The 12,328-nt window shown below is 37.5% G+C and carries 15 protein-coding genes; 3 read left to right on the forward strand and 12 right to left on the reverse strand.

Annotated elements, in window-relative coordinates:
• The first annotated feature begins 17 nt into the window (after positions 1-17).
• Positions 18-350 carry a hypothetical protein gene (locus AC3ANL_RS13545; protein ID WP_488324962.1) on the forward strand — a complete coding sequence of 111 codons (333 nt, stop codon included), beginning with the start codon at positions 18-20 and terminating at the stop codon, positions 348-350.
• Positions 351-514: 164 nt separating this feature from the next.
• Entirely contained in the window at positions 515-1,402 is an 888-nt protein-coding gene (locus AC3ANL_RS13550) for a fructose bisphosphate aldolase (protein ID WP_488324963.1), read from the forward strand.
• 237 nt (positions 1,403-1,639) lie between these two features.
• Here AC3ANL_RS13550 and AC3ANL_RS13555 read toward each other — a convergent pair whose 3' ends face one another.
• The gene (locus tag AC3ANL_RS13555; RefSeq protein WP_488324964.1) at positions 1,640-2,725 is read right to left on the reverse strand and encodes a PrsW family intramembrane metalloprotease; all 1,086 of its coding nucleotides are present in this window, start codon (positions 2,723-2,725) and stop codon (positions 1,640-1,642) included.
• A gap of 377 nt (positions 2,726-3,102) precedes the next feature.
• Between AC3ANL_RS13555 and AC3ANL_RS13560 the strand changes: the two genes are divergently transcribed.
• Positions 3,103-3,729 carry a metal-dependent hydrolase gene (locus AC3ANL_RS13560; RefSeq protein WP_488324965.1) on the forward strand — a complete coding sequence of 209 codons (627 nt, stop codon included), beginning with the start codon at positions 3,103-3,105 and terminating at the stop codon, positions 3,727-3,729.
• A gap of 189 nt (positions 3,730-3,918) precedes the next feature.
• Here the strand turns inward: AC3ANL_RS13560 and hprK are convergent, their stop codons facing one another.
• From hprK to AC3ANL_RS13615, 11 genes are all read right to left on the reverse strand, one after another.
• The gene (gene hprK / locus AC3ANL_RS13565; RefSeq protein ID WP_488324966.1) at positions 3,919-4,827 is read right to left on the reverse strand and encodes an HPr(Ser) kinase/phosphatase; all 909 of its coding nucleotides are present in this window, start codon (positions 4,825-4,827) and stop codon (positions 3,919-3,921) included.
• Positions 4,828-5,144: 317 nt separating this feature from the next.
• Positions 5,145-5,441 carry a rhodanese-like domain-containing protein gene (locus tag AC3ANL_RS13570; RefSeq protein WP_488324967.1) on the reverse strand — a complete coding sequence of 99 codons (297 nt, stop codon included), beginning with the start codon at positions 5,439-5,441 and terminating at the stop codon, positions 5,145-5,147.
• 25 nt (positions 5,442-5,466) lie between these two features.
• A complete protein-coding gene (locus tag AC3ANL_RS13575) occupies positions 5,467-5,829 on the reverse strand; it encodes a rhodanese-like domain-containing protein (RefSeq protein WP_488324968.1) in 363 nt (120 codons plus the stop codon).
• A gap of 195 nt (positions 5,830-6,024) precedes the next feature.
• Positions 6,025-6,288, reverse strand: coding sequence for a metal-sensitive transcriptional regulator (locus tag AC3ANL_RS13580; protein WP_488324969.1), 264 nt, complete (start codon positions 6,286-6,288; stop codon positions 6,025-6,027).
• A 134-nt stretch (positions 6,289-6,422) separates the two neighbouring features.
• The gene (locus AC3ANL_RS13585) at positions 6,423-6,746 is read right to left on the reverse strand and encodes a 2Fe-2S iron-sulfur cluster-binding protein (RefSeq protein WP_488324970.1); all 324 of its coding nucleotides are present in this window, start codon (positions 6,744-6,746) and stop codon (positions 6,423-6,425) included.
• A gap of 76 nt (positions 6,747-6,822) precedes the next feature.
• Positions 6,823-8,151, reverse strand: coding sequence for a glycosyl hydrolase family 18 protein (locus tag AC3ANL_RS13590; protein ID WP_488324971.1), 1,329 nt, complete (start codon positions 8,149-8,151; stop codon positions 6,823-6,825).
• Positions 8,152-8,218: 67 nt separating this feature from the next.
• Positions 8,219-8,842 (reverse strand): sporulation-specific diadenylate cyclase CdaS, encoded by a 624-nt coding sequence (gene cdaS / locus AC3ANL_RS13595; RefSeq protein ID WP_488324972.1) that lies wholly within the window; start codon positions 8,840-8,842, stop codon positions 8,219-8,221.
• Between the two features lie 271 nt (positions 8,843-9,113).
• Positions 9,114-9,785 carry a ribose-5-phosphate isomerase RpiA gene (rpiA, locus tag AC3ANL_RS13600; RefSeq protein WP_488324973.1) on the reverse strand — a complete coding sequence of 224 codons (672 nt, stop codon included), beginning with the start codon at positions 9,783-9,785 and terminating at the stop codon, positions 9,114-9,116.
• A 275-nt stretch (positions 9,786-10,060) separates the two neighbouring features.
• Entirely contained in the window at positions 10,061-11,029 is a 969-nt protein-coding gene (locus tag AC3ANL_RS13605) for a ring-cleaving dioxygenase (protein WP_488324974.1), read from the reverse strand.
• 1 nt (position 11,030) lies between these two features.
• Positions 11,031-11,651, reverse strand: a complete 621-nt coding sequence (locus tag AC3ANL_RS13610; protein WP_488324975.1) for an alpha/beta hydrolase — start codon at positions 11,649-11,651, stop codon at positions 11,031-11,033.
• A gap of 53 nt (positions 11,652-11,704) precedes the next feature.
• Entirely contained in the window at positions 11,705-12,313 is a 609-nt protein-coding gene (locus tag AC3ANL_RS13615) for a flavin reductase family protein (protein WP_488324976.1), read from the reverse strand.
• Between the last annotated feature and the right edge of the window lie 15 nt (positions 12,314-12,328).

Genomic DNA, 12,328 nt, shown 5'->3' on the forward strand with positions numbered 1-12,328 from the left:
AGAAGGAGCCCTGGAAAATGACACTAAAAACTTTTACAAGTGTTTCTATCTTGTTGGTGTTAATAGGTTTTTCCGCCTATCTTGACTCACCGTACTCATTTTTGAATAAAAACTATGCCTATACAGCCGATCAATCAGTCATGGTCCAACCTGTTGCTGTTGAACCATCAACCGATGTCCCAGAATTAAAAGAGAAACTGGAGAGAACGGAACGAGTTGATGGTTATATCGTGGAAACCTATGAGGAATATGAGGTCTACAAAGACAAGGATGGAAATGTTGTAAAAAGTGAACCTACCGGCAATACCAACACTCTAAAATATTGGGATTACAACAGTAAAGAACGCTAATATAAGCGTTCTTTACTGTGCTTTTCCTATCGATGTATAAAACTTAGGATGCACTGCAATAATAAATCGAGTCTGCTTCATCGATGCACCAAGCATGTATGCCTTAAGTAAAAATGGTATAATTAAGCAAAGATAAAATTTAATTCAGGTAAAGGAGAACCATTATGAATAGTAATCAATTAGAACAAATTCGAACAGGAAAAGGATTTATTGCAGCTTTGGACCAAAGTGGTGGAAGTACTCCCAAGGCACTGTTGGCGTATGGCGTTAATGAAAACAGCTATACGAATGAAGAAGAGATGTATACCTTGGTTCACGAGATGAGGACACGAATTATCAAGAGTCCGGCATTCGATTCTCAATATATTTTGGGTGCAATCTTGTTTGAGAACACGATGGAACGTCTTATTGACGATCACTATACAGCTGATTTTCTTTGGGAGAAGAAAGGCATAGTGCCTTTTCTGAAAGTTGATCAAGGTCTCGCCGCCCTTGAGGATGGAGTTCAGCTTATGAAGCCAATTCAAGGTTTGAGTGATTTGTTGAAACGCGCGAATGAGCGAAATATCTTCGGGACGAAAATGCGTTCGGTTATTAAGGACGCCAACCCGGTTGGCATCAATAAAGTTGTTAAGCAACAGTTTGAGATTGCGAACCAAATCGTAGAGGCGGGGCTGGTTCCGATTATCGAACCGGAAGTGGATATTCACAGCGTGGATAAGGCTGAATCGGAAAATCTATTAAAAGAAGAGATCATAAATCAATTATCTACCCTTGATAAAGATGTAAAAATCATGCTTAAACTCTCCCTGCCTACAGAAGACAATTTCTATAGTGATTTAATCGAGGATCCGCATGTTGTTCGGGTTGTGGCGTTGTCAGGCGGCTACACGCAAAAAGAAGCCAATGAAAAGCTAGCACGTAATCATGGATTGATCGCAAGCTTCTCACGAGCCCTATCACAGGGACTAACTGCCGACCAAACAGACGAAAAATTCAATGCTGTGCTGTCTAAATCCATTCAGGACATTTATGAAGCCTCCATCAAATAAAAACAAACAAAAAACGACTCCGAGCAGGATTATAAGCTCAGGGTCGTTTTTTGGGCTATGGTATAAGCACTTATGGATGTAGGCGTTCTTTAGTTAGCTGTCATTGTCAATGGTTCGATCAAGTCCTTTTTCACCTGTTAGGATTTCTAACTTTAATTTATCTGTTAATTGTTGGACGGTTATAGTTGTCATAATGGTCCCTGGCTTTTCTTTTCATTTAATATCGGCAGATAATTACTATGGTGTCCCCTCAGATGGAAAATAACTTAATTGCAACTTCTTATTGGCAATTTCCCTAAGGCCGATACGGATCAGCCGGAAAACGACTATCCATGATGCTACCATCAAAATGATTTGTCCGAAAGGAAACATAGCTGGTATGGGTGTGTCCCAGAGGGCATGCATCAATACGACAAGAATAAAAATCCGGACAAATTTCGGCTTGATCAACATGTTTAATTCAAAGTTTTTGTCCCCTTGTACCAAACAGAATGCGGCCCCTGTTAAAGCAGCCCAAGCAACATGTCCACCCGGAGCTAAAATGCCTCTCCACAGTATAGTGTTATAAAGATTATGGGAATCTCCGGATAGAAGTGCCCGTAAAGCATAACCGGCTGTTTCAAAAGCCGCGAATCCTGCCCCAACAGCTGCTCCCAACAGAAGTCCGTTTAGAACGAACCTATATTTAAGATTTCTCACGAAATAGATAACGGTTACCACTTTGGCCAGTTCCTCAGCAATCCCTATCGTGATTGGATTGATATTATGTTTGAGGATATTAAAAAACACCAGTGCCACTAACATCGAGAGGATGCCGCCAATAAGCACTACATAAATGATTCGATAAAATGCAATATTTTGCGGAGCGTTCATTTCCCAGAAGAAAATCAATGTGGTGAATGGAACGGCAAAAGCCCCGACAATGATAAGGCCAGGTATAAAATTCATGTTTTTAAACAAGCCAACACCCAAATACAATCCTAAAAATGCAATAAGTGCAATCAGGAATACTCTCGCAAACAGCCAAGGTTTTGGCCATGTTTCCTTCACTTCAGCAATCTTGGGTGTTGTAATCGCAGTTCCCACAATGAAAAGGCGCTCGGCTTCCAGTTCACTATGATTTCGGAACACCCGGGAGAATATATTTTTAAATCTTGGTTCAACCGAACGTTGATACTTCGGCACCATATCAACATAATGAGCAAACTCGTAAAATAGGCTATTTTCTTCTTGAGGGTTTTCACGCTTAATAAAATCTTCGCCGCAGTTTAAGCAGAACTTCACCCCATCCGGATTAAAATAAACACAGTGCGGGCAATTCATATACCTTCTCCCCTCTTTGTGTATGGCTGTTTTAAGGATTTCCAAACATATTTACTATTCCCTTGAATTCAAATTCCAATTATCTTTTTACAAAAAAACCGCATCGATAAAAGTTTCAACTCTCATCGATGCGGTTAACTTGTTTTAAGCGAGCATTCCACCTGATACGTTCAGTTATAGTGAGCTAAAATTAGCGGTGGCTCGGGATCACAAAGTATTATTTCTTTGTGATCCCTTTTTGATATACCCCTAAAAGTTTTATTAGATAAAAAAACAATATTAATTACCTATAAACAGAACAAATGTTTTGGTGTAAAATAATGAAGCGTGGTTTTAGTTTTAATGCCATAGCTATTTATTTTGAGGTGGATTTAAAATTGAATGGTACAGCACATGCAGCAATAGGAGCAGCAACAGGATTTATCGTCGCCAATACTTATCATACCTCCCCTTCTACTACACTCCTTTTTGTTGGATTAGGAAGCGTTTCTGGCTTAATCCCTGATCTGGATATTGATGGGAAGCTGCGTGAAAAAATCACCCTATCCCATAAGGTAATTCAGGCAGTCGCCCTGTTAATCGGCATTCTAGTTATCTTTTATAGTCTTTATGAGGGAACTGTTAAAGAGAAATGGATTGGTACTGGTATTGGATTGGGAATGATGATTATATCGTCTTTAATCAAACAAAAGCATATGTTAACAATCACAGGAATTGGTGTTCTAATGGGAGGAATCTCATTAGTTGAAATCTGGTTGATGCTACTTGGGGTTTATATTTTAATCGCGTCTTTCGTTTCGCACCGCAGTTATACACATTCGATCTTGGGAGTTATTTTCTTCGGAATAATCGCTTCAAAATTCCAATTATCCCTCGGAATTGATGGTGTTTTTTATACCTGCCTTGCGGGATACATCAGTCATCTGATTGCGGATCTTAAAATTTTACCGTTTAATAAACGAGGAATTAAGTTGTTTTTACCGGTTTCATCAAAAGAACTGTAATGATGCAGGTTTTCCTTTAGAAAGTAAAAAACCATACTTGTGAATGATACAGTACGGTTTTTTAAGTAAATTCTTTTCATATAGCAGGATTACTGGCATATTTCTAAAAACTTTTGGTTAGAAATCCTTATCTGCAAGTTGGAGTTGCTTATCCGCAAATTGGAGCCGCTAACTGCAAATTGGAGCCGATTATAGATTTTGAATACGTTCTTTAAATTCATTTATTGCAATGTACCCTTGCTGTTCAAGCCGCCAATTTTTAGCTGCCACTTCGATTAAACTCGCAATGTCTCTTCCTGGGCGAACTGGTATTTCAATATGTGGGATGGAAATATCTAAATAATTGACAACAGCTGTTGAAGCATCGACTATATCATAGTATTTTTTCTCATCCCAAGCGGATAAAACAATATCTAAATCGATCATTGTTTCATCTTGAAAGGCGCCGGAACCGTAAAGCCGTGGTACATTAATCATCCCAATTCCTCGTAACGATAAAAAATCACGATTTGTCTGATTATGTGTACCGATAATGGTTTCAGGATCGATTCTTTTTAGGATGACTAAATCATCCGATATAAGGCGGTGTCCTTTCTCAATTAAAGATAGAGCAGATTCGCTTTTTCCTATCCCACTCTCTCCTCTGATTAATAAACCCACCCCAAAAACATTCATACAAACCGCATGGATTCCAATGCTTTTTGCCAATTCTTTTCCTAAATAATTATTCAATGTGCCGATAACTCTTGTTGTTTTTTCTTTAGCTCTCAGAAGGGCAACCCCTTCCTCATTGCAATGTTTAATCAAATAAGAAAGACCTTCTTGGTTACGCGTAATGATGATACATGGGGGATGTTCTTTGATGATTTTTCCAACTCTCTCATCACGTTCTTTTTTAGATAAGGAGTGCAAATAGGTAATTTCTTGTTTTCCTAATAATTGAATTCTCTCTTTTGGGAAATACTCAAAATAACCCGTTAATTCTAAACCTGGTCTATTAATATCGTCATTATCAATGATTCGACCCAGTCCTTGTTCACCCGCTAGGATTTCTAATTTTAATTTATCTACTAATTGTTGTATGGTTATAGTACTCATATATGCTCCCTGTCTTTCCTTTTACCAAATGATTTTGTTCAAATAAAAAAGAAGGTGAGCCCTTCTTTCAACATATTCCTACTCTTATCATACCCATCTTTTAACCGATAAAACTTAAAAAATCTTTAATTATATATGACTGAAAAGGGAGAGGTAAACGGAAATTACATAACTAAATTGTAGATATATAATAAAACTAAAAAACAGACAAATTTCTTCGTCTGTTTTTTAAACAATTCAGTAAACGTTTTTTCATTGATATTTCACAAAATGATACCAATAATATACCTATATGATTATAATGAATGTTGAAAAATTTATTCCACTTTGCCTTCCCAAGAAAGCATTCCACCAACCAAATTGGTCACGTTAAATCCATAGCTTTCAAGAAATTGAGATGCACGACCACTTCTGCCCCCTGAATGGCAAACAATGATATACTCTTTCGATTTATCTAATTCATGCATGCGAAACTCTACTAATCCTAAGGGCATATTCATAGCACCAGGTATTTTGCCTGTTTTTACTTCATTAACTTCACGGACATCAATAATATTTAATTTCTTTCCTTTATTTAATAAAGATTCGACTTCTTTTGCAGTAATTTGTTTCATTAGATTGTCCTCCTTAATATTTTGATTAATACCAAGCACTCATGCCGCCTTTAACATTCGTGATTTTTGTAAATCCCAATTTTTTTAACAATTTGCTTGCCTTTTGGCTTCTCATTCCACTTTGACAAATGACAATAACCTCTTTTTCCTTTGAAAGTTCTTGCTCTGCTCTTTGGACAAGTTGATGGAGAGGAATATTCTTGAATCCACTGATGTGATTCCCCTTAAACTCACCAGGTGTTCGAACATCAACATATTGTTTGTTTTTATCTTTTAATTCAACTTTTAATTCAGCAGTTGATATATTTCTAACACCCTTAGTTGGCAATATACGCTGGATGATTAAAAACAGAAAAAGTACAATGATAATATAATTCACATATTCCAAGCCTAGTTCCTCCTTATTTGCATCCGTTTTTCCCACTTAAAATCTCTATTAATAAATAGACTTACGTTTCCCTCTTGTGCATCTGTTTGAATTTAAATACATATACCAGTAAGGGTATAAGAAAGATCAAAAAAATAACCTTTCTTTATCCGTGCGGTTTAAAAATAATAGTAAATATATGGAAGGTGAAACTTTTTAACGACTTTTTACTAGCAAATTAACTGCATTATTTACTAATTCTTCCATGCTTTTTTCACCTTGTTCATTCGCTTTTTGAACACACTCAACTAAATTTGAACTAACAACAACCCCGATCGTACGATCAATAGCAGTTCTGGCTGCAGACAGCTGGGTAATCACATCTTTACACTCTTTATTTTCTTCCATCATTCTTAAAATTCCTCTTAATTGTCCTTCAATCCGTTTAACTCTATTTTTAATTTGATCATTATACTCCATGGTTTTACCTCCTAACCATTATGTTCTATTTTCAAAAAGAAAAATGGAACAAGGTTTATAATATACCCATTAAGGTATAATGTCAACTATCGATTTTATCGATTCTATTTTCTATCGGGTTATAGAAAGCTGCTTTATTCATTTGGTCTTGGACCTGCATTTTTTCCAGAACTTTCTACTGTCATAATTGGTCGAACTGTTAAGTCCCCATCCATTCGTACTTGACAGGATAGACGCAAATAATCATCCACAATTCCCTTCTCAGCGAACGCAATTTTTTCAGGATTTGTTAAATCGCAAAATTCACCTTGCATAATTTCTACTCTGCAGGTTGTACATTTTGCCTTCCCTCCACATCTGTGCAAAATATTTATCCCGTTGTCTTCCAATGCCAATACTAATTTTTTCCCCTGTTCCACATCAAAAGTTCCGTGACCTAATACAGTCATTTTGGGCACTACGATCCCCCCTGTACAAATTAAATGGATAAGAATTTAGCTCTTTTCAAATGTTTATTTCGTAAAATATGTTGCATTATTGCACATTGAATTCATCTAGTATCATTTCTTCTGTTTGAGGCATAGTTAGACCTAGGTGCCAGCAGCCCATTCCGGCTAATCGATATTGTCGAATAACGCGAAGCTTAACAAGCAAGCTTCGTGGATCTTCAAACCACACTTCATGTAAATTTCCTTTATTGTCCACATAACGGAACCAAGGTGCCGCTGCATTCTCATTATAATGAACTGGACTTTGATATCCTGTATATAAATCAATTGCATGTTGGGTTGAATAAGCAGAACCTGAACGCTTATTACTTCCGATAACCCAATCATAAGCGTATTGAGGAATTCCAAGCATCAACTTTGATCTATCAACAACTGAAACAGCATAATCCAGTGTAGCCTTAACTCTATCTATCGGTGCAATCGGACCAGAAGGACCACCAGGCCAATGCCAGTCATAGGTCATTAAGAAAAGTTTATCAAGGTATTTCCCAAGCGTTTGGTAATCATACGCTGTAGAATAGGATGGTACTCTGTCTCCTTCTTTTGGAGGGACGGCCATCATCACTTCCATTCCGGCTGGATGAAGCTTTACAGCTAATTCTTTAATAAACAGGTTAAGATTGCCTCGATCTTGAGTCTTCACCTGTTCAAAGTCAATGACTACTCCTTTGTAATCATGACTGTCTAAAAGAGAGTAAATATTTTTGATCAATTTCTGCCGTAACCAAGGCGTTCCAATTAACCGATGAGTAAGATTAGGATCAAATCCTTTTTCACTTAAATTTGTTAATGTAGCAAGTGGTGGGAGGTTTTTCTTCCATGCAATCTTATGTGCCTGATTGTCTGTAGTTTCAATGATATTTCCCTGTTCATCGGACCGATACTCAAACACGAAAATGCTAGAAAGAGTCTTTTTGTAATTATTCAGCATCCAGGCATTAGCATTTTCATCTTTTGGAACAAAATAGGTTCCAGTCCATACATTCATTTTAGGAGGTCGAGGAATACTTAATTTTTGGCCTGGTACAATGACACGATTTTTTAGATGATTTTGTCGCATCAAGGTATCTTGACTTATTGCGTGACGATTAGCGATTTCCCATACACTGTCACTTGATTGAACAATATAAGTCGAACCAGGTATTAATATCGCTTGGCCAAGAACTAGTTGGCTATTCTTAGCTAAACCATTTAGTTTAGCGAGTTCGTTTCTGTCCAATTTGTATTGTTTTGATATTTTGGTTAAGCTATCTCCATTTTGCACAACATGGATGACTTGAGCACTAGTCAAAATGGGAGCTATTAAAACCATCCAAAAAGTAATCAGCAAAAAAGTAAATGATTTCATTGCCATAAAAATCCTCCTCCTACCTTGATCAATTTTAGGTTTTGATAAAATGATAATGCCTCTTTAAATAACCTTAAAAAATAATTGGTGTTGTAGTGTTAATAGGATATAGTTTTCCATGTAAAGCAAATGAAATTCGGGCCGTTTCTTCGGAAACAACCAGTGCCAGAGCATCGCTTTGTTCTGATACCCCTAAAGCTGCACGGTGACGTGTACCAAGTTTTTTTTCTGTTATCATCTTTGTTAATGGAAGAACATTTGCTGCTGATACCACTTTGTTTCCTCGAATTAACACGGCCCCATCATGTAGTGGATTACCAGGGTAAAAGATGGATTCCAATAACTTATGCGTAACCAATGCACCAATAGGGATTCCATTTTGAAGAATGGTGTCAAGAGAATCACTACGTTCCACAACAATAAGACCACCATGTTTTTGTTTCGACAAATGCTGAACAGTAATAGATAAATCTTCATATTTATCAGTAAATGATGATAAATAACAATTTAAATAAAAGGTGGCAGCCATTGATTCAATTGCATTAAGCTGTTCTCTAACATCCTCTAGACTTCCCAAAACACAATGGTTTTCATTACCAAGCACGTTTAAATTAGATTGGAGCAGATGGATCAGATGTTGAATACCATCTTCTAAATTTTGTTTCATTGGTGAAAAATCACAATTTAAGCTGTCCATGTTTGTATCCCTCCAACTACAGTTAAATCTTGTAAGAGCTAATAAATAATTTCCTCTGAATAGTATTACTTAAATGGTTGGTTTATATAAAAAGGTAAGTTAAACCAATAACCATTTCATAACCTTTATTTTTGATCTTCAACTCAAAAAAACCCCCTAATCAAATAATTTCCGAAGATTAGGGGGGTTCTATTCATTCAGTTTCGCTCCTGTTATACCAATGTGACATCGACTATTTGTTGCGTCCTAAGTCAATCTTTTTACTTAATAACTATACTCGTGTAATGATACTAATACTCTTTTCATCATTTAAAGTAATAACGGTGTCAGCCATTCTAACAAAGAGCCCATTTTCAACAACGCCCGGAATTAGATTCAGGTTTTTCTCGAGTTCACCTGGCTGCTTTATAATTGGAAAGCTGCAATCAATAATATAGTTACCATTATCGGTGAGAAATGGGAGGCCATTTTTTTGTCGTAGTTGTGGAATGCATCCAAGATCTTGGATATGTTTCATCGTCATTTCAAACCCAAAAGGGATAACTTCTACTGGTAATGGAAAAGCTCCTAAATTTTGCACCCTTTTGTTGGAGTCGGCTACCACTATAAAAGTTTTTGCTGCTTTTGCGATAATTTTCTCTCTTAAAAGGGCCCCGCCACCTCCCTTTATGAGATTAAAATCATCATCTACTTCATCAGCCCCATCGATGGCCAAATCAATCTGTTCTATTTCATTGAACGTAACAACTGTGATACCTGCTTCTTTTGCCAAATTCTCCGTTTGTTTGGAAGTAGGAACCCCTTTAATTGAGAGGCCCTCTTGCACTAATTTTCCAAGCTTAGCAATGGTATAAAATACAGTAGACCCCGTCCCAAGACCCAGGACCATCCCATTTTTTACATAGTCCACCGCTTTTTCTCCAACCACTTTTTTCTCATTCAAGGACTTTTACCCCCTTCTTTTTTTAATATATCAGAAATTATAAGTTTTGGCTTCGAGAATTGTCCAGCTCCAACGCCCTAGCGGCTAGTGTCCTTTACTCTCCGCCCTACGATAAGTCAACATCGAATCGCTACCGCTCTTCGTGTTTCCTTTATCTCAGTTGGAGCCCTCCAGGCCATACGCCGCTGACCAGGGCGCTTGCGCTTTTCTTAATACTCAAAAAAACTAATCGAAACTCCTTCCGATTAGTTTTTATTACTGCTTAAAATCTAGAATTAATGTAGGTCTAACGGACGTAATTTCTCCTCGATTTCTTTTCTTCGTGGTTCTAGAAATGGTGGTAATGCTAGTTTCTGCCCCAGCGATTCCATTGGCTCATCGGTGGCAAACCCTGGTGTATCAGTTGAAAGTTCAAACAAAATACCATTTGGCTCTCTGAAATATAAGGCTTTGAAATAATAGCGTTCCACTTTACCTGAATTTGGTAAACGATTTTCCTTTAAATGTTGCGCCCATTGATTATACTCTTCTTCGTTCGGAACACGAAACGAAACATGATGCACGCCTCCACGACCTAATCGTACTCTCGGCAGGTCTGTTCTTGTTTCAATATGAACTTCCGCACCGCTGCCCCCTTCTCCAGTTGCATAAACCATTATTTCAGGGTAATCTCCTTCAAGCGATGGATAGGAACTAACATAACGAAATCCCATCACCTCTGTCAGCACACCGATTGTAGGTTCTGCAATACCGACTGTGAGTGTTACGGGTCCTAAACCGATAATGGCATGTTCTAAAGGTACATCTTCACGGTGCCAAGGCACACCAGCTCGTACCCCTTTTTCACCATTATCAGCTACAAGCATTAATCGGGTTCCATCAAAGTCGCGGAATGCCAAAGTATCACGATTAGCCCATTTTTGAATGGAGTCATGATCTATACCAAACTGTTTAAAACGTTCTTCCCAAAAGATTAATGAATTCGTACTTTTAACCCTTAACGAAACAGTGGATATATCTGAAGTTCCTGGGTAAGTGTGTCCAAGTCCAGGAATGTCAAAAAAGGTGACCTCTGTTCCTGGTGTTCCTTCCGCATCGGCATAGAATAGATGATAGGACTCTGTGTTATCTTGGTTAACGGTTTTCTTTACTAATCTCATACCTAATATTTTTGTATAGAATTCATAATTTTTTTCAGCCTTACCTGTCAAAATCGATACATGATGCAGCCCCAATAATTTCATATTACATCATTCCTTTACTATAAATCCTTTGATACCATTGAGTTGCCGCTTGTACTTCCTCCATAGTTAATTGATGACCTCTATTTTCCCAATGCAGTTCCACCGATGCCTGTGCCTGTTCTAGTAAAGATTGTAATTCAGTTGATTCCTCGGGTGAACAAATAGGATCATTTGTCCCAGCCGCAATAAACACTGATTTCCCTGACAAATTCGGAAGTTCGATTCCTTTTCTAGGTACCATTGGATGATGAAGAATTGCACCTTTCAGGGCATTTTGATAATGGAAAAGTAAACTTGCTGCAATATTTGCACCATTTGAGTATCCAACTGCTAAAATATTTTCGCGGTCAAAGTCATATTTTTGGGCAGCTTCATCTAAAAACGAATTTAATTCTTCCGTACGGTAAACAAGGTCCTCTATGTCAAAAACCCCTTCAGCTAATCTTCGGAAAAATCGGGGCATTCCATTTTCTAGTACATTTCCACGGACACTTAAAACAGAAGCATCCTCATCAATAATTCCCGCAAGTGGCAACAGGTCAAGTTCATTTCCCCCTGTACCATGCAGTAAAAGCAACGTCGGTTTTGCTGCGTCTTTCCCTTTTTGAAATATATGTTTCATCAGATTCTCCCCTTTCAAAATTCGAAGCGTTTTTTAAAACTCAATTTTCCACATTATTTAGGTCTTTCTAAGGAAAAAACCTCACCAATTTTTGCGTAATTACTTCCAGCCAACCGGCTTACTGCACCTAGACCAATTGGATCAATTCTTCCATTCTCAAAAATGCTATTTTCAATATGAAATTGAACAACTCTTCCAATAATAAGGTCGCAGCCTGGAGAATCCGTCCCTCCTAATTCTAAGGATTGTTCTACTACACATTCCATTCGCACCCTTGCTTCCTTAATTCCTGGAACAGAGATTTTAATGCTCTCAATGGGGGTCAAATTTGCGGCCCCTATTTCACTCTGTTCAGGAGGAAAGCTTGCAGCAGTTGTATTTACTTTTTCAACATTTTGTTCATCCACCACGTGTACAACAAATTCCTTCGTTTCAAAAATGTTTCTCGCTGTATCCTTTTGTCTTTCGTTTGAGCGTTGAATCGCAAGTGAAATCATTGGAGGATTGGCGGTCACGATATTAAAATAACTAAATGGTGCACCATTTAAGACACCCTTTTCCGAAATGGTGGTAACGAAAGCAATCGGTCTTGGAATAATACTACCAATTAAAAATTTATAATTTTCTCTTTCTGTCTGATCTGCTGGATCGATTGAAAGCAATAATATCTCTCCTTT

This window comes from Neobacillus sp. DHD-1R (assembly GCF_057747995.1).